Annotated in this window: 8 protein-coding genes; 1 reads left to right on the top strand and 7 read right to left on the bottom strand. The window is 47.9% G+C overall.

Annotated features, from left to right (window positions below; all coding sequences use genetic code 11):
* Window positions 1-133: 133 nt before the first annotated feature.
* The 7 genes from T495_RS0103855 to T495_RS0103825 form a co-directional block, all read right to left on the bottom strand.
* Window positions 134-2377, bottom strand: a complete 2244-nt coding sequence (locus T495_RS0103855) for an endo-1,4-beta-xylanase (RefSeq protein ID WP_033147628.1) — start codon at window positions 2375-2377, stop codon at window positions 134-136.
* A 20-nt stretch (window positions 2378-2397) separates the two neighbouring features.
* A complete protein-coding gene (locus tag T495_RS0103850; protein WP_051651836.1) occupies window positions 2398-3453 on the bottom strand; it encodes a DUF5627 domain-containing protein in 1056 nt (351 codons plus the stop codon).
* Window positions 3454-3490: 37 nt separating this feature from the next.
* On the bottom strand, window positions 3491-5260 hold the full coding sequence (locus T495_RS0103845) for a RagB/SusD family nutrient uptake outer membrane protein (protein WP_033147720.1): 1770 nt from the start codon (window positions 5258-5260) through the stop codon (window positions 3491-3493).
* A gap of 15 nt (window positions 5261-5275) precedes the next feature.
* Window positions 5276-8077, bottom strand: coding sequence for a SusC/RagA family TonB-linked outer membrane protein (locus T495_RS0103840; RefSeq protein ID WP_033147627.1), 2802 nt, complete (start codon window positions 8075-8077; stop codon window positions 5276-5278).
* A 36-nt stretch (window positions 8078-8113) separates the two neighbouring features.
* A complete protein-coding gene (locus T495_RS0103835; RefSeq protein ID WP_033147626.1) occupies window positions 8114-10012 on the bottom strand; it encodes a RagB/SusD family nutrient uptake outer membrane protein in 1899 nt (632 codons plus the stop codon).
* Between the two features lie 12 nt (window positions 10013-10024).
* Window positions 10025-13159 (bottom strand): TonB-dependent receptor, encoded by a 3135-nt coding sequence (locus tag T495_RS0103830; protein ID WP_033147625.1) that lies wholly within the window; start codon window positions 13157-13159, stop codon window positions 10025-10027.
* A 222-nt stretch (window positions 13160-13381) separates the two neighbouring features.
* The gene (locus T495_RS0103825; protein WP_033147624.1) at window positions 13382-15868 is read right to left on the bottom strand and encodes a glycosyl hydrolase 115 family protein; all 2487 of its coding nucleotides are present in this window, start codon (window positions 15866-15868) and stop codon (window positions 13382-13384) included.
* A 189-nt stretch (window positions 15869-16057) separates the two neighbouring features.
* Here T495_RS0103825 and T495_RS0103820 point away from each other — a divergent pair, with 189 nt between their 5' ends.
* Window positions 16058-20062, top strand: coding sequence for a two-component regulator propeller domain-containing protein (locus tag T495_RS0103820; RefSeq protein ID WP_033147623.1), 4005 nt, complete (start codon window positions 16058-16060; stop codon window positions 20060-20062).
* The last annotated feature ends 8 nt before the right edge of the window (window positions 20063-20070 follow it).

The raw sequence follows: 20070 nt of genomic DNA, 5'->3' as shown, positions 1-20070 counted from the left end.
CCAATCTTTCCAAAAACCCTGCAAAATTACACATTTTTATTGAATCCACCAAGAAAAAAGCCTGGACTTTCACAAGCCCAGGCCCCCAAAACAATGTAAAGTTCTAAAATTGTCTGTTCATAGACAAACAATATCATTTGCCCTGCAAACCATCGGCGAATCCGCCATAGGTATGCTTACGGCTATAGTCGAGATCCCAAAGACCTACAGGCTCACCCTTACGCCATCCTGAATTGGCAGGAGCGTCGGTGATGCACCACTGGCAGATACCATACTGCTGGTCGGCAGGAATAATCTCAAAGTACTTTTCGATGATGAACTTGTAGTAAGCAGCCATAGCCTTGTGCTGCTCCTCGGTCATGTTCTCGGTCTTAATAGCGTCGCCGGCCTCATCCTCACAGCCCATATCGAGCTCAGAGATCTTAACCAGCTTCTTGCTATCGGCCAGAATGTTCAGCATGTTAACAACAGCCTCTTCATTAGCCTTCTGCTTGTCGGCATTCATGCTGCAGGTTACGTGCATCTGACTACCGATACCATCAATCTTGGTCTCGCCGTCAGCCTCCCAACGCTTAATCCAAGCCACCAGGCTCTTAGCCTTGTTGTTCTGATCCCAAACGGCCTCAAGGTTGTAATCGTTGATGAAGAGTTTCACGTCCTCTGGACCATATTTACGAGCCAGCTTAACGGCTGTACGAACATAGTCGAGATCGCCCATGTAATCCTGCCAGAAGAATTTATCAGCCAATTCTGCAGGTTTGAACTGATCAGCATGCTTCAAAGCATAAATACCCTCTGCATCGGGGAAACCATCAGCCAAAGCCTCATTTACAACATCCCAAGTCTTCACTTTACCCTCACAAGCAGTCATCATACCTTCGATCCACTTATCCATGGCAAAAATCAGTGTATCCTTCTTTTCTTCATCTGTCAAAGGAATAGAATTTCCCTCGCGAGTTTCCTTATACTTGTCTACAATTGTGGCTGCCAGAAACTTACCTGCATCAGCACCTTGATTAACCTTTGCTATGAAACAAGAAGCATCAGCGCCCTCACAATCTCCATTTGTAATAAGCTCATGACCGTTTACTTTGAAACTGATATTATCAAAATAATACTCTGTTGCATCAGCAAGTTCACTAAGATTAAAAGCGATAGAACGACCACCAGCCTGATCTTTGTCAAAAGTTCCATTAGCAGTGAAAGTTTCCCACTTTAGTGTAAAATTCACATCACCAATACCCTGCCAGTGCTTATAAGCGCCTGCACCTTGATGAACCTGAGTAGATGCCTTTGCACGCTTGTTTGCACGACAATCAAATGATATCTCCCATGACTCTCCTTCTGCAAAAGTATGATTAGTCATAATCCAGAACTGATTATCCCAAGTTTCCTTTTGCTTGGCACCAGTTTTAACCTCAATACATCTGCGTTTAACCTCAACTTGGAACTGCTGAGGACCTGCACCTTCATGATCAATGTCATAATTTAAATCACCATGCCAACTATTCTTACGCCAGCCTTTGGTCGACTCAGCATTGAAGTTTCCATTTTCCACGAGGTTAATATCCGAACCATCTTCCACCAGTTTGATGTCGTCAAAACAGAGTTCTCCCTCAAGGAAACCTATTGCCCACTGAAGTTGCTCAAGATCATCAGATGCAGTAAAGTCCCATGACAAATCTCCCCATTCATTAGGAACCTCAGGGTCTGCAAGATACATAGTTGCTCCTCCGTCCTTATATGGCCAAAAACCCATCTTAAAAGGATTCTTTGCCTTTGCACGCATCTTCAGATGGTAAGTCTTTCCCTTTACCAATGGAGTAGGAAGTACATAATAAATCTGCCAGCCATAAGATACATTCGTTGCTGATGGAGTGCTTATCTTCAAGAAATTATTTGAGGCATTGGGGTCTACAGGAAGATCCTTATCCGCCATCAGACTCTCCAACCATTTCTTGGGCTGTTGGGCATGCCAAGCCAATGTATGTCCATAAACAGACATACCATTATTCTCTGCATTAGCCAAGAAAGACTGTACAGTCTCAAAATTCATACTACCATTAGAACCATCAACGCAAGAAGCCATCTTCATGGCATTTCCGGCTGTCAACTCCATGAAGTTGGCATTAGCCAGACGGGTAACAAGACCGTTGGCATTATAGTCGCCAGCCTCCAAGGCTACTCCCAACTTGAAATTGGGAGAGGCCTTAGGGTTAGCATATGTTTTAAGTGCATCGTAATCATTCAGGTACTCATAGTCCTTCAGATTCTTAGTCTTATCCTTGAAGATGTTGATGATGTCTGTATCTGCACATGAAGCGAGACCGCAGACGGCTACAACACCACATATGATATTTGAAATATTACGTTTCATAATCTTTCGGAATTATTTTTTTATTTTACTACGAAAGTTTCGAGTTTGGTCTGACGATCACGCATCACCAGCGTATCAGCACTCTTCACAATCTTATGACGCTGTACTGTTTTCCATTCACCGTTTTCGTTCACGTAGTCCATGTACTCATAGTCTATAGTATAGTTCAGAGCGATCTCATCGCGATCCTTGCCTCCCCAAGCATTCTTGGCACTCTTCCAAGTCCACTTTCCAGAGCCAGCGCCTGAACACTTGTCAGAAATAACCTCAGCAACGCAGTTGTCTGCATCATCAAAAGTCAACTTCAAAACGCAGGGCAATGTCTCGATGGTCTTTTCGTATACAATCTTCTTTACGCCATTCTCTTCCACCTCCTTTGGTCTGAGAACTTCCACGTTTGTGGAAACTGTATAGTTACATACAAACAGGCCCTCTGTGGTAAGGTAACGGATCTCGTTCTGCTCCAGGTACTCAGCCTCACGCTTTTCGGTTGACTTCGCACCGTTCAGATCGATCTCATCAGTACCGTGGCTGATCCATGCGCCTGTGTACTTATTGATAAACTTCAAACCATACAGAATATAGTCCTTGTCCTCGAGTACAGAGTCCTTGGCGCTGACTATGCGCAGAGGCAGTACATAATTCAGACTTGTAGCCTTAGCATCAGCAAAGAACTTGTCAGTCAGCTGTACCTTGACAGCACCCTGAACTTTTCCAGCAGGAATAGTCAGCGTATTGCTCAGCAGCTGATAATAATCCTCGGGCAGAGCCTGAATAGGTGTTCCATCCTCGAAAGTCTTACCTTCTACCAGAGAGTTGTCGACAGCCACCTGAATGGCACGATCCTGACGGTTCTTCCACACACCACCTACGGTAGCATAGATTTCGAACTGGTGCTGATTGTCGAGTTCTGTTGAATAGACATTGTCACCCAACACAATCGTTCTGATAGGACTCTGCTTGGCAAAGTAGACTGTCTGATACTCAAAGTCATCAAACTCTACCTCCTTGTTTTCGCATGATGTGAAAGCACTCAGCGCGCAGATCCCACAAATGAATGCATATATTCGTTTCATTTTTACTTTTTCTTTTTAGTTTTACATTGTTTTATTATTACCATCCCTGGTTCTGCTGCAGGCTGTTGAACTTCAGCATCTCAGAGTAAGGCACAGGACCATAGATCATATAATCCTTATAGTTACGCTGATCAACCTCAATAGCGGTGTAAGTTTTCTTACCACCAACAGTCTTGATGCTAATACCCTTGGCAGGCTCTGTCAGGTTAGCCTTCCAACGACGGAGATCCCAGAAACGGAAGCCCTCGAAACTCAGCTCAATACGGCGCTCGTTACGGATCAGCTCGCGCATTTTATCCTTATCGTTCTTGATGCTTTCCAGATAGTCGTTACCTACACCGGCACGATCGTGCAGGGCCTTGATGATATCATAAGCGCTATAGTTGTGACTACCCTTACCAGTGGGGCCCCAAGCCTCATTAGCAGCCTCAGCATAGTTCAGGAAGATCTCTGTGAAGCGGATACGAGCATTGTAGTGCTTCTGTGTGGTCTTTGATGAAGGATCGAGATTGATATCCTGACGCAACAGTTTACGCATGTAGTAACCTGTACGGGTAGAAGAACCAACCACGTTGTTCAGACCGTCACGGTTAGTAGCATCATCCACTGTGGTGTTGATGGTTGTTTTATTATGACCTGCCACATTTCCATCATAAACCACATAGGCAGCCAGACGAGGATCACGACCTGCATAAGGATCAGCAGCGTTATACTCGCTGTTAGCGTTGTCGATAGGATAACCATTAGCCATGGGGAAAGCATCTACGAAATTCTGGGTAGGATTGATACGGCCCTTACCATAGAGTGATGGGGGGAACATATCAGCCTCGCGGTCGTTGCTACCGCTCTTCTCTACCTCACCACGCCAGAGCACCTCCTTTGGCAGCTCACCATCAGCAAGCGCGTCAATCTCAGCATTGCAGTACCAGGTCCAACCCTTGGGGTCCATACCTGCAACACCGCCGATACGGTCCAGTACAACAGCGGCATAGTCGGCAGCCTCAGCCATCGTAGCACCCGACTTCTCGAATGCAGGGCTGGCAGCCAAGAGCGCAGCCTTTGAACGGAAGGCCTCAACAATAGCACCCGACATACGGAGCTGGAAGTGAGAACCGAATACACGGTTGTACTGACCAACATTGGCACCCTGATACTTAGCAGGAATCTGACTGGCATTTGTAATATCCTGATAGTTGGTAGGCAACAGTGCCAGCGCACGGTCGCAGTCATCATAGATAGCCTTCATACACTCAGCGAATGTATTACGTGGCACATTGAATTCGCTGCTTGCATCCTCAGGCTCAGTCACGATGGGCACACCCAGCAACTGACCGTCGGTAGTCAGACCACCATGGGCCTGCAGAAGATAGTACATATACATGGCACGCATACCATAGGCCTCACCCTTCTCACGGTCGTTAAACATACGAGAAGCCATCTCATCCTTAGCCCAGTCTACCTTGTCGGCATTAGCCAGGAACAGATTGATATACATGATGGCAGAGCGGCAGTTGCGCCAACGCTCTGAGGGGTTGTTATCCGATGTCCAGGTACCTGAAGCAATCTTACGCCAGCTGTTATCTGCGTCATTGCTCACAGCATCGTCGGTAGCCACCTCGCTGAATGGGAAGTCAGCGCAGGGGATACGGGTATAAGCATTACCCAATACACCTTCAGCGTACTGAGGGTTGTTATACATATACTCCAGACCGAGGTTATTCTCAATAGCAGGCTCGAACAAGTCGTCACATGATGTGAAAGCAACCGATACAGCGGCCAGAGTCAATATATTAAAAATCTTTTTCATATTCAACATTATCTTTTAGAGATTAACCTTCACACCAAGATTATACATGCGTGTCTGAGGAGCAGAACCTACACTCAGTTCCATGTACTTGCGCTCCTTGGCAATGGTCAGCAGGTTGCTACCGCTTACATATACAGAAGCACCCTTCAGGAAAGAATTGCCAGAGAACAGTGACTGAGGCAGATCGTAAGTCAGCTGCACCTTGTTCAGACGGAATGCAGAAGTAGAGTACTTCCAGAAATCAGAAGCAACGAAGTTCAAGTCACCACCTTCTGTGGTCAGACGAGGATAAGTAGCAGTAGATGCTGTCTCAGGAGTCCAACGGTTCAGGACAACCTCAGAGTACTTACCGTCACCATATACCCACATATATTTATTATTCTTCAGACCATTGCCACCGAAAACACCTGTTCCCTGAGCAAAGAGGGTGAAGTTCTTATACTTAGCGGTGAAGTGTACACCCATCTGGAAGGGAGCAGTCCACTTACCGATAACCACCTGGTCCTTAGAGTCGATGATACCGTCACCATTCTGGTCCTTATACTTCAGGTCGCCAGGCTTGGTGTTGTTATTGATCTTAGCAGAGTTGGCTACATCGTCAGCATCCTTGAAGAAGCCAAGGCACTCGTAACCACGCATAGCCTCGATGCTCTGTCCCTCAGCCTTCAGCCAGTCGTACTCTACGTTCTCGTCCCACTTGGTGTTCTTCGAAGTATAGTACATAGCCGATACACCGAGGTTAGTATCCAGCTCACCGAACTTCTGATGTACGTTCAAGGTCAGGTCAACACCAGTACGACGCTGATTGTTGTAGTTGGTGTTAGCCAAGAAGGTAGAAACAGGCCAGTAAGTCTGGAAATAGCTTGGGTAAACTGTTGAAGCTGTTGTCAGCAGACCATTTGTCTCTACGGTGAAGAAGTTGGCATCGAACTTCAAGGCACCCTGCCACAGAGAACCGGTCAGACCTGCACGGAACTCCTTACGCTTGATGAAACCAAGGTCGTAGTTAGCACCCTTCTGAGAATCGCTGGTCTGCATAGAGTTTGCTGACTCATTCCATCCCCACCATGTTCCAGAAGCTGTGAAGTTATAGTCGTACATATAGAACTTCTCGATGTCGAGGTCCTGATTGATGATACCATACGAAGCTGTCAGCTTCAAGTCATCAACGGCCTTCACATCACGGAGGAAGCTCTCATTCTTCAAGCGCCAGCCCAGTGAGAGTACTGGAGAGATAGCCTCACGATGACCTTCTGCCAACTTAGCAGAATGAATAGCAGCCATCGACAGGTCAGCATAATAGGTGTGAGCATAGTTATAAGCAATCTGCAAGCCGAGGTTGGCATTGCTGGTACGGTGATACTCACCATCCTTACTGATCTGATAACCGTGAGCCAACAGGGTGGTGTTGAGGTTATGATTACCGAACGAACGGTCATAATCCAACTGAGCCTGCATCATGATGAGCTGCTGGTCGTGGCTACCGCTCAGGTTCTGTGTACCTGTGCGCTTATCAGTTCCATACTTTGTCAGCGAAGTGATCATATCCTTACCAGAATAATTGTTCCACTTAGCCTCGTAAGTAGCATAGTCGTTATTGATAGAGGTATTATACTCTGTGTGATAGTCAACAGCGAACTTTGTCTTGAACTTCAAGCCTTTCAGAATGCTCTTCAAATCAAAGTTCATGCCCATATCAAACTGCATCTGACGAGAGGTGTACTTATTGTAACCTGCAACATACATTGCAGCGAAGGGGTTGGTCTGCTGCGACTGGGTACCACCCAGGAAATACTGACCATCGATGATATAGTTAGAGTTCTGAATAGTCTTCAGCGACTCAGCATCGCCTTCCTCAATATATGAGATAGGAATCAGCGGTACCAAAGGATACTGGCTGGTAGGACGCATTGAAGCCGACTCGCTCCAGAAGTTACTGTTATCGTTGCGAGCATCATAGAATGTTGCATTGGCGTTTACATAACCGTCAATCCAGTCATTCAGACGCAGGTCGATGTTACCACGCACATTCAGACGAGTGGTATGATTGTCCTTACCCTCACCGAAGTTCATCAGGCTACCAACATTCGACAAACCGATATTGGCATAGAAGTGTGCCAGACGACCACCACCAGAGAACTCGGCGGTACCGTCGTAGCGCTGATAGGTCTTCTTGACATACTGGCCATCAAAGAAGTTGATGTTTGGATAACGGTAGGGATTCTCATTAGAGGCATAGTGATAGATATCATCCTCAGAGTAAACGGGATCCTTACCATCGTTCTGCAAGGCTTCGTTATACAGGTCCATGTAAGCAGCTGAGCCCAGATACTTGGGGTAGCTCTTGGGGACATAGAGCGAAGCATTACCACGAACGTTTACCTGCAGACCGTCGTTACGACCATGCTTGGTGGTAATCAGGATTACACCTTTAGCAGCGCGGCTACCGTAGAGCACCACAGCCGAAGCGGCCTTCAGGAAGGTGATCTGCTCAATCTCGGTGGGCAGTACGTTGTTGGCATCACGGGGAACACCATCAACGAGAACCAAGGCTTCACCCTGATTCCAGAGCTGTCCGTTGTAACCGCCAACCAGAGCATCCATACCATCAAGACTATAGGTAGTATAGTTCTTTTGGGCATGCTCTAACATGTTGACCGTTGAAACACCTCCCATCAGATCAGCCTCGTTGACTGTGCGGAAGGCTACATTCACCTGGTTTGCCACAGAGTCGGTATTAGCCGTCTCAGTCTGTGCCACTGCTGCCACAGGCAACAGAGCCACACCAAGTGCCATATTTCTAAATATATATTTCATAAATCAATGATCTTATAAATAATAGTATTGATATTATTACCATCCTGGATTCTGTCCAAACTCAGGATAAAGAGTTGTATCCGACTTCTTAAGTGGCAACCAGTAGTGCTTCTTAGAGAAATTACGCTTCAGGATCTGCTTCTCGCTCCAACCAGCAACAGTATTCTGAGTTGGATCCTCCAGATTCATATCGCCTACACGCAGGAATTCCTGAGAAGTCTTCACATTATAAGGATACTTATCCAAGAGCAGCCAACGACGCAAGTCATTGAAACGGTGTCCCTCGAATGAGAGCTCAACGGCACGCTCACGACGAACCTCGCTCATAAAGTTATCGAGTGAGTTGATGTTCTTATTAGCAACACCTGCCACACCGGCACGCTCGCGCACCTTGTTGACAGCATCAACAGCCGACAGACGACAGTTAACAGACTGTGTAGCGCTACCAGTAGCCTCGGCAACAGCCTCAGCATACATCAGGTAAACATCAGCCAGACGCATCCAGGGGATATGCATGTGGATCTGTGGTGACCAACCATAACCATCATCCACCTTGTTACACTTGGTAGAGACAAACTTGTAGTTGAAGTAACCTGTACGGGTTCCGCGGAACTCATCACGGTACTTACCGTTGGTCTGCATATCAGCATAACGCCAATCCTTAAAGCCATCATCCTCCTTTTCAATCATCTGACAGCCATCATACTTGATGTCGTGATAGAAACGTGGGTCACGATCCTTCCAAGGATGTGTCTTATCAAACTTAGAATCGTTATCATCCAGAGGCAGACCGTTAGCCATACCATAGTAGTTCACATAGTTGGCTGTTGGCATGAAGGTAACGCCACTGTCGTTGATGTCCATACCACCATAGCACTTCGCCTGTCCCCAGGCTGAGCATCCCCAACCAGAACCATAGGTAGGTCCACGGAAGATAGCTTCGGTAATAGAGTTATCCTTGGTCTGTCCAGGCATCTTACCTGAACCGTCCATGGTCACGAAGTTCTGAGAGTATTCATCGAATGGAATCAGACCGAACTGAGTATTGCCACCATCGACAATGCTCAGCAGCTCACCGAATGCCTCAGCAGCACGCTTGGCAAAATCCTTATTATAAGTGGCAGAGCCTGTTGACTCCTCGTTCATCAGAGGGCTGGCAGCCCACAACAGGTCCTTACCTAAGTATCCGAGTGCAGCAATCTTAGTTACACGCAACTGGTTCTTACCGGCAGTCACACGTCCTACAGTAGTCTTATCCCAGTCAACAGGCAGCATATCAGCAGCCTTACGGAAGTCGGCAGCAGCCTTCTCTGCGCACTCGGCATAAGAGAGACGAGGCAAAGTCAGCTTCTCACCGGCAGGCAGTACAGAATCGATATAAGGCAGACCACCGAAATACTGCATCAGCATGAAGTGGAACCAACCACGGAAGAAGTAGAGCTGACCGGCAATCAGGTCCTTCTCTTCCTTGGTAGCAGTAATCTTATCCAGATTCTCGATACCCATGTTAGCCTTGCGGATACCATACCATGCCAAAGGCCACATAGAGTGCTTGAAACGGTCAGGGCCATTAGCACTGGTTGTCTCATTGCTTGAACGATCCATCCAACCAGACTGCCATCCATCGAACTGACTCTGCCATCCCCAGAAATCACCCTGGTCAACCTTGTAACACATGTGATAGTTGATGTTGATGTTCATAATCTCATCCTCACCCCAGTTCCAAGAGTTGGTCCAGTAACCGTTGGTAGGATCAGGCTGGCAATAGTATAATTCCTCTACAAAGCCCTGGAAGTTATGGAAATCCTTATAGGCATCAGTATCCGAGATATCTGATTCGGGGGCTTTGTCCAAATAGTCGGTGCATGAGGTCATACCCAGACTCAAGGTCAGGGCAGCAGCACCTATCATCATATACTTATTTAGAAATTTCATTGTTTGCTTATTTTATAGGTTGATCTTAAGACCTAAGTTGAAACGCTTTACAGTAGGATAGGCTCCCTGTGAAGCGAGACCTGTTCCAGCGAAGTTTGACTCACGGTCGTCTGGCATGCGGCTCCATACCCAGAGGTTGTTACCATTCAGGAAGAGCTTCAGGCTCTGTACACCCATCTTCTTCACCCAAGGCTGAGTAAATGTATAGGCGATTTCAGCATTCTTCAGACGAATAAATGAACCATCGTAGTGGAAACGGGTTCCCTCATAGTAGTCAGGCTTAGAACCCCAACGTGGCATAGGTGCATCGGCATCCATGTTGTCAAGCGTCCAGTAGCTACCCTCATCATATACGGTATCGAGCTTACCACCAGGCAGTGAGTTGAAGGCAACATAACGAACCACGTTACGTACACCATAGAACTGCATATAGAGGCTGAAGCCTTTCCATTCCCAACCGATAGAAGCACTGTAAGTGTTCTGTGGAGTACCAGTCAGGCTGTATGGAGCAGAATCGTTAGAATCAATCACACCATCACCATTGTAGTCGTGAATCACGTATGATCCAGGCAGTTTCTGGTTATCGTTGGTATTGAACTCAGTCATACCGATTACTTGATCCCATGTGTTAGCGTAGCCAGAAGTCAGGTTAGCATGATCCTGACCGATGGCAAAGCCGGTCTGCTTCTGATAAGCAGGCAATCCAGGAGCATCATCATACTCCAGAATCTTATTCTCAGCATGAGTCATGTTGAAGTTACCCCAGAAACGCATGCCATTATGAAGCACCTTGTTAACGCGGAGTTCCAACTCATAACCCTTGGTACGAACACGACCCAGGTTAGCAGTGGCAGGTGTTGCACCATAATAAGAAGGAATAGAGCGGTTACCACCTGCAATCAGAATATCAGAACGCTTCTCGTGGAAGATTTCAATCGATCCGGCGAACAGACCATCCAACAGTGAGTAGTCGATACCTAAGTTCTGCTTGATAGCCTTCTCCCAATGTACATCGGGGTTACCTACCGAAGACTCTTTATACCAAGTGTAAGGGCTGGTCTCGGTCTGCAGACCCTGCTGGATGCTGCCACCGTACGACCACTGTGTGGCATAGAGCCAACGATTGTTGATATAGTCATCACCAACTTCACCATAAGAATAACGGAACTTCAGCATGCCGATATACTTCTTCAAAGGCTGGAAGAACTTCTCCTCGCTGACCATGTAACCTACGGCACCTGAGTTGAAGAAAGCGAAACGGTTTTTACTTGAGAACTTCTCAGAACCGTTATAAGCACCATTGTACTCAATGAAATATCTACCACCATAATTATAGGTAGTACGGAAGGCCCAGTCCTCACGATAGTTAGTGAAGTTTCCACCCCATGTACGCTCTGTGCGGTTGAATACACCCATGGCGGTTACATCGTGCTGACCAAACTGACGTCCCCAGAACAACTGTCCCTGATAGAACAGGTTACGCTGTGTGTTCCAGTTCTGGATAGAACCACCATCAGTACCCCAAAGGATACCCTCATGGTAGTCGAAGTTAGTCTTACTATCCTGAGGCTGAGAATACTTCTCCTCGCCTGTAGCAGGATCAATCCACTTAGTCTGTGTAGAGTGGTTCATATCGTTGATACCACGGTTCACCTCAACAAACACGTTATCCCAAGATACCATAGCCGAAGCACGAAGTCCTGGTGTGATGAACGACAGATCCTGTTCCAGGATAAAGTCGGTGTTTACGCGCGTAGTAGTAGAGGTGGCAGAACCGTGACCAGTTGCAATATCCTGCATAGAGTTGTGTGCACCCTGAGTGTCGTCAGGATAGTAACCCCATGTACCGTCACTGTAACGAGGCATGAAGGCATCAGTTGGTGTGCTGTAGGCAGCCTGCCACAACTGTGACTCATACCAAGAACCGGTATCAATACCATACAGACCCTTCTTCTGGCCATGGCTACCAAACAGGTTCGACTTCAGGACTGTTGTCTTAGTCAGCTGGAAGTCCAGGTTCGAACGTACGTTGATACGGTTGAAACCATAACCGGCGTTGTAACCGCGGTTATTATCAAACTCCTTGTAAAGGTCACCCTCGTGCAGGAAGTCAACAGAAGCGAAGTACTTCACCGCCTTGGTACCACCCGAGATGTTCACATTAGGATTATAAGAAAAAGCCATCTTCTTGAAGAGCTCATCCTGCCAGTCAACGTCTGGGTAACGCTCACGCTCAGCCTGGTTGGCTGGGTTGCGGTACTTATTCAGGATAGCGTCAGGGGTGATCTTGCCCCAAGAAGAAGGAGTCAGACCCAGCTCATGCTCAATGGCCTGGTTACGAACCATCAGAGCTTCGGCAGAGTGCAGCTTACCAGGCAGCTGTGATACCACCTTGGCTGTAGCCTGTATACCGATTTCGATCTTGGCCTTACCATCATTACCACGCTTAGTTGTTACCAGGATAACACCATTGGCACCCTTCACACCGTACACAGCTGTAGCAGAAGCATCCTTCAGTACAGAAATGCTCTGCACAGAGGCGATATCGATGCTACCGAGTGAACGCTCAATACCATCCACCAATACAAGAGGATCGCTTGAGTTCCAAGAAGAGATACCACGGATAACGATCTTTGGATCCTCATCACCTGGCATACCAGTAGACTGCATGGTTACAACACCTGGCAGGTTACCTGTCAGTGCGGCACCAATGTTACTTACACCACCGGCACGCTCCAGCACTTCGCCTGTGGTCTGGGTGATAGCACCAACCACTGAGGCTTTCTTCTGCTGGCCGTAACCAACGACTACCACTTCCGTCAACTTGGTGTTGTCGGTCAGTGTCACATGGAAAGTGCGCTGCTTGCCCACTTTCAACTCCTGAGTGTTCATTCCTACATAAGAGATCACGAGAATTGAACTCTCAGAAGGAACTTTCAACTGGAAATTACCGTCAAAGTCCGTTACCGTACCTTGACCAGCATTTCCCTTCAAAACAACCGATGCGCCAATCAGAGGCTCACCTGCATTGTCCACGACCGAACCTTTAACATTGATCCCGCCTCCCTGCGCCTGCGCAAAGGCAGAGCAGAAAAGCAGAAGCAAAGTAGGAACAGCGCGTTTCAAAAGACTTGTTAGCTGTTTCATTTTGATTGATTTTGATACATAATTTGACTATAGTTAATTTTGATAAAGATAAGCCGACATCACATTGTCTAAGCGCAGCAAAATTACATTATTTAATATTAATAATCACTTTTTACTAGCATCATAAAGTTTATAAAGAGTAACAATTACACTTATTTGTTACATTTAGCAAACTATGTGATACCACAAATAAAAAAAGGCCGCAAACGCGACCCTTTATCTTTAATACTTTTTATAAGTTTTCGGCGATTCTTTGCCAAAAAGATACTGCGGTTGATAGCCACCCAGATCTATCACCACCTTCTCGAAGACGATTCCTGGATCCTGCGGATGGATGGTCAGGCTATGCACCTCTGCCTGATCATCGAGCGGCAATTCCACCACCTGTTCCACCACGCGCTTGGCAACCGTTGGATAATAGACCGAGTAGATATTCTCAGGCTTCTCATTCAGGTCCTTATTGAAATTCACCGGAACGGGCGCCTGACCGTCTATCGATACCTCATAGACCAAGCCACCTTTATCCAGATAGTCGAGTGTTGATTTGGTAACCACATGCACCTTGGCAGTCTTCACACCGGAAGAAGTGAAGCGGTAAGTCAACTGTGCCTGATCGGTAGCAGCGGTATAAGGCATCAAGGCAACACCACTCAGCGTACGCCCCATATAGGGAATCACCGTCCACTGGGCTTTGGTAGCATCCTGGCGACTGTAGGTATGCTCAGCCTCTATGCTCACATAGCCATCACACGGCGAGAATACAGGGCCATGTTCAGGTTGCGGCACAGCAATCAGACGTGGACACACATCAGCAGGGAAGTTATCATTCCACATCCGGTAACCGATATGCTTCTGAATCATCATACCATCCCATTTCCCACCACTCATCACCTTATTATAATAAGCACAGAGCAGCGAGTCGCGCTTGAAAGCCTGCCGACAACGCTCAGCCCACAGGTTGGCATCAGGATCACCCTGCTTAGCCAGCTGCAGGTTCATCGCCTGGGCATAGTACATCTCATAGATATTACCCATGGCCTGCACAGGGAAGAGGATGAGCTGGCGATAAGCATCCTGACATGCAGGATTGAGTTCCAGGAACAAGCGGAGTGCCCGTGTTTCTAGTGCCCGATACTCGTTCACCACCTGTTCAAACTCCTCACAGGTATAGGTTCTGGCATCCAGCATCTCTGCTGTGATACGTCCATTGTACTTGCTGACTAAGTTCAGCAGCGAAGCGGCCTCATCGGCATGCGCCTCACCAAAACTCTCGGCACAGAACTGTCGGGTATGATCCAACAGGTTATCCACACGATACTTCGACGGATTCCACGCCATGTCCATAAACAGCTGAATGGGATATTCCATAGGCTTCAGATCGCCCACATTCAGGATCCAGAGTTTCTGGATACCACCATTGTAAGCCAACTGCAACTGCTCCCACATATTCTGGATAGGTGTCACGTTAATCCACTTAGAGTTGCGGGGCGCACCAACATAGTCCACGTGGTAATAGAGGCCCCACCCGCCTTTGCGTTTCTGCTCTTCTGCAGTAGGAATGCGACGCACATTACCCCAGTTATCGTCACACAACAGGATAGTGACATCATCGGGCACACGCAAACCGGCATCATAATAGTCCTGCACCTCTTTATATAAGGCCCAGATCTGCGGTGTTTCCTTGGCAGGACGTTTGGTCACCTCTTTGATTATCCGGCGCTGATTCTGGATGATATTCTCCAGCAATCGGGTATCAGTACCGTTACCCATTGCTTCATCACCATCACCACGCATGCCGATGGTTACAATATCATCGGTATGCTTCATCCGCTCTATGCCCTCACGGAAGAAACGATCCAGGTTCTGCTTGTTGGTCGCGTAATTCCAGGCGCCCCACTCTTTTCGATGACGGGCATACTCCTGATGGTTGCGCGCCATAGGCTCATGGTGCGAAGTACCCATCATCACACCCATACGGTCGGCAGTCTTCAGATTTTCGGGATCATCGGCATAGAAAGCCCATCCCCACATGGCAGGCCACAGATAGTTACCCTTCAAACGGAGAATCAACTCGAAGACCTTCTCATAGAACAGATGCCCACCGTAATCAGTACCAAAGGTATTCTTGACCCATGTAGTCAGACAAGGCGCCTCATCATTCAGAAACAGACCACGATAACGCACGGCAGGCTCGCCATCAGTGAATACACCTTTCTTTATATAGAGAGTAGCATGTTTTTCCACAGGCACATCAGCCCAATAATACCAAGGCGACACGCCCAGCTGCTTGGAGAGTTCATAAACGCCATATACCGTACCACGCTTATCACTACCGGCAATCACCAGTTGCTGACCGATGGTCTTGATGATATACTTCTCGGTCTTACCTTTCAAATCACGCAACTCTCCCTGCTTCACCCATTGGTCAATCTGCGGATTCACACCAACGGTACCTACCAGGATTTCGGCAGCATCAGAAAGCGTAGCAGCCTTACCCGTCACCTTGCCGAAATCCGATAAGAGATTACCAACCGCCAACTGCACACAACTATGCTCCTTCTGACTCACCGAAACAGTATACTGTCTCAGCTGCCACATCTCAGAAGAGGGTTGGAAGAACACAAACTGATCGGTTGCCTTAACACACAAAACATATGCCCAAAAAGCAACAACCATCAGTGATTTTAACAAAAAATGTCGTTGAATCATACGCGCTAATGTTACAAATTATATATATCCGATGCAAAGGTAGGCCTTTTTAGGCACTAAAATTACTATAAATGTATCAAAAAGTTTAATATTTGTAACATTTGTTTGTTACAAAACGAAAAATACCTTATCTTTGCAACATATAACAAAATTAAAGCAACTAACGATCAATAAAATACTAACAAAACAATGCGAGTTAAGTTTCTACTGTTACTAACTTCATTTATCTTCTCAACGAGTGCTTTCGCCCAAAGGGGAAAGTTCTTTAGTACGGACAATCAATTATTGTCGAGCAGTTTCGTCACCCAAGTGTACCTTGACAACGAAGGATTTATCTGGGCAACCACCCGTAATGGTATCAACCGCTATGATGGTTATCAGTTCCGCGTTTTCAGAAAAGAGAATCTGCACGACCGTTCGCTGGCCAGCAACTATGTGAACAGCATGATGCAGGACAGCAAAGGTACATTCTATTTCGGTATGTACGGTGGTCTGCAGACCTGGGATGGCAATCAGTTCCATCAAGTGGTCATGCTGGACAAGGACGGCAACAAAGGCCACTGTTTCCCCAACTGTTTCTTAGAGCGCAAGAATGGTGATATCCTGACTGGAACCTCTGGACTGGGTATCCTGAAATTCAAGAACCAGCATACCGCCATACAGGAGAAAGGCCCTCTGGCTACCATCCATACCGTAAACGGCATGATTGAAGACAGAAGAGGTACGCTGTGGATAGCTACCGACCACATGGGCCTCATCTCATACGACGGCAAGACCATGAAACGCCACCTGACAGACAAGGCCGACCAGGTATTCGTATGTCTGGCCGAAGGTAAGGATGGCGTCATCTATGCCGGCACCGTGAATAGTGGCGCCTACCGCATGCAGGGCGACACCTTTGTACATATTGAAGAAACCGGCAACAACTCGGTTTCCGCCCTCTATTGCGACCACGATGGCATGATTGTGATTGGTTACGACGGAAAAGGTGTTGCCCTTTTCGACCCCCGCACCAAGGAACTCATCAACAACCCGTTCTTCTCGCTTGAGGTCGACCTCACTATCAGTAAGGTCTATTCCATCACAGAAGACAAGAGCGGCAACCTGTGGTTAGGACTGCTTCAGAAGGGTATCTTCATGCAGCCCATCAACTTCAAAGGCTTCAACTACATGGGTCATAAGTTAGGTGCCCGTAACATTCTGGGCTCGTCCTGCGTGGTCAGCGTTTGCATGGACAGCAAGCAACGTATCTGGGTAGGTACCGACAAGGACGGTGTGTATTGCTACGATTACAACACCAAGGCTGTCAAACACCTGAAGGACCAGTTCCCATCGGTGGTGATGGCATTAGCTGAAGGATTAGACGGACGCATCTGGGTAGGCAGCTACCGCGAAGGCATCGGCTGGATCGACCCTGTCAGCTTCCAGTATCACCGTATTCCGTTCCCCCAGGATCCGCATCTGATTGTAATGAGCGTCGCCGTCAGCAACGATGGTTATCTGTGGTTGGCCACCATGAGGCACGGTGTGGTCAAGATGGATGCTAAAGACGGCCGTATCGTCGCCACCTATAAGATGAAGAACGGCGCCGACAAGGACAGAAAGATGAACTGTATCAGCAACGACTATATCTCACAGGTTCATCTGTCGCCCGACGGTAAACGTATCTATGCCTCAACCACAATGGGACTGTGCTGTCTGGACCTGATTGAGAACAGCTGGACCAAGACTTTTGGCACCAACTGTCTGAACTACAGCATGCCCGTCAGAGTGACACGCGAATATGATGGTAAACTCTGGTACGGTACGAACGAAGGTCTGTATTGCTATGATCTGGTAAGCCACAAGACCAAGCGATATACACGTGAGGACGGACTGGCCGATAATGGTATCGCCACCATCGAACGCGACCCACAAGGCCGACTCTGGATAGGAACCGACCATGGCCTGAGCTGTTTCTCCCCGAAAACCAACATCTGGCAGAACTATTTTGCTGACGACGGTCTTCAAAGCAACGAGTTCAGCGACGGTGCATCCTTTATTTCCGCCAGCGGCATACTGGCCATGGGCGGAACGGCTGGCATCTCTTGGTTCGACTCTAACCGTATCACCCCCAGCAAATGGGAAGCAGAGGTTAAACTGACCTCCTTTGCCATCAACGGCCAGCAAGTGAACAGAGCCACCCGTTCAGGCAACTATCTGGTTACCGATACGGCCATCATCGCCAGCAACCGTTTTGAACTGAGCTACAGCGATAATACGTTCTCTATCCAGTTCTCAACGCTGACCTACGAGAATCCCGAACACATTTCTTATTTATACAGCATCAACGGCGAGCCATTCAACCGTCTGCAACCTGGCGAGAACATCCTGACCCTGTCGCACCTGCCACAAGGCACCTACCGTTTCAGAGTGAAGGCCGAACGCAACAACATCGAGACGCCGCTCAGAGAGTTCACCGTGGTCATCCACAGTCCTTGGTACCGTTCGGCATGGGCCTATTTCTTCTATGCCATCGTGATCGGACTCTTCATCTGGCAATACCTGGCTTATCGCCGTCATAAGGAACAGGACCGGCTGCGCCTGCAGGCCCATATCCATGCCGAAGAGATGGGCGAGGCCAAGCTACGCTTCTTCATGAACATGAGTCACGAGATCCGTACGCCTATGACGCTGATTATCACGCCATTGCTCTCGCTAATCAAGAACGATGACGATCCCAACCGAAAAGGTGTCTACGAGACTATCAAACGTAACGCAGAACGTATTCTCAGTCTGATCAACCAGATGATGGACCTGCGTAAGATTGACAAGGGACAGATGCAGATGCGCATGCGTGAAACCAACCTGGTCAGTTTCGCAAAGGATATTTACAACCTATTCGATAGGCAGGCGAAATCCAAGCAGATTAAGTTCCTCTTCAACTTCGACGAGGAGAATATTCTCGTTTGGATAGACCGTCAGAACTTCGACAAGGTCTTTATGAACGTGCTGTCAAACGCCTTCAAATACACGCCTACCGGTGGTGAGATCGGCATCAACCTGACTCACAACAGCCAGTCGGCTACCATTGCCATCTACGACAATGGCGAATCCATCCCCGAAGACAAGCTCAACAAAATCTTCGACCGCTTCTACCAGACTCCGAATTCAATCAACGACCGCTATGTAGGTACCGGTATCGGTCTCGACCTGACACGTTCGCTCGTTGAGCTCCACCACGGTACCATCACCGTCCACAACCTGGAGAAAGGCTGTGAGTTTGTCATCAACATCCCGATGGGCAACAGTCACCTGTCTCCTGAGGAGATCATGCTGGCAGAAGAAGAAGAGAATACCGACACCATCACACCGGAACAGTTGCTGGAAGAGGTACAGGAGAGCGAGGAGCCAACACCTATCCAGGAGTTGAAGCCCGCTAACAGCAAGATGACACTGGTGATTGCCGAGGATGATGAAGAGATCCGTAACTATCTGGATAGAGAACTCTCGACCGACTACGATGTCCATATCTGCACCAACGGTCGTGAGGCCTTAGGCGAAATCATCCGTTGCAAGCCCGACCTGGTGATGAGTGATATCATGATGCCGGAGATGGATGGTAACGCGCTCTGTTCACGTTTGAAGACTAACCCGAGCACCAACTCTATCCCTGTCGTCCTGCTGACAGCCAAGAACCGCGACGAGGATAAGCTGGAGGGCTTGGAGGCAGGTGCCGACGCCTATATCGTCAAACCATTCAATATGGATATCCTGCGCCGCACTATCATCAACCTGATCAATAAGAACCGTATGCTGCGCCTGAAATACGAGCGTAACGACGATCTGGAAGAGCAGGTTGACGAGATTCGTCTCAAATCGCCCGATGAGAAGTTGTTGGAGCGTATCATGGAGTGTATCAACAAGAATCTGAACAACTCCGACCTGAGTGTGGACATGATTGCCGACACCGTTGGTATCAGCCGTGTACACCTGCACCGTAAGATGAAAGACCTGACGGGCCAGACCCCCCACGATTTCATCCGTAACATCCGCCTGAAGAAGGCAGCGCAGCTGCTGGCTAATCAGGGCATGAACGTCACCGAGGTGATGTATGCCTGCGGATTTGCCAACTCGGCTTCGTTCTCTACTGTATTCAAGAAGTTCTATGGTATGTCACCACGTGACTACATGAAGGAACACGAACAACGCTAATCGTGAAA

It is taken from the genome of Prevotella sp. P6B1 (assembly GCF_000702825.1).
Taxonomy (GTDB): Bacteria; Bacteroidota; Bacteroidia; order Bacteroidales; family Bacteroidaceae; genus Prevotella.
This window is presented reverse-complemented; position numbering and strand designations above follow the sequence as displayed.

What these genes read in the sequence shown, in the direction of transcription:
- T495_RS0103835 (WP_033147626.1), bottom strand. Translation starts at nt 10,012, where the DNA reads ATGAAATTTCTAAATAAGTATATGATGATAGGTGCTGCTGCCCTGACC.
- T495_RS0103845 (WP_033147720.1), bottom strand. Translation starts at nt 5,260, where the DNA reads ATGAAAAAGATTTTTAATATATTGACTCTGGCCGCTGTATCGGTTGCT.
- T495_RS0103850 (WP_051651836.1), bottom strand. Translation starts at nt 3,453, where the DNA reads ATGAAACGAATATATGCATTCATTTGTGGGATCTGCGCGCTGAGTGCT.
- T495_RS0103825 (WP_033147624.1), bottom strand. Translation starts at nt 15,868, where the DNA reads ATGATTCAACGACATTTTTTGTTAAAATCACTGATGGTTGTTGCTTTT.
- T495_RS0103855 (WP_033147628.1), bottom strand. Translation starts at nt 2,377, where the DNA reads ATGAAACGTAATATTTCAAATATCATATGTGGTGTTGTAGCCGTCTGC.
- T495_RS0103830 (WP_033147625.1), bottom strand. Translation starts at nt 13,159, where the DNA reads ATGAAACAGCTAACAAGTCTTTTGAAACGCGCTGTTCCTACTTTGCTT.
- T495_RS0103840 (WP_033147627.1), bottom strand. Translation starts at nt 8,077, where the DNA reads ATGAAATATATATTTAGAAATATGGCACTTGGTGTGGCTCTGTTGCCT.
- T495_RS0103820 (WP_033147623.1), top strand. Translation starts at nt 16,058, where the DNA reads ATGCGAGTTAAGTTTCTACTGTTACTAACTTCATTTATCTTCTCAACG.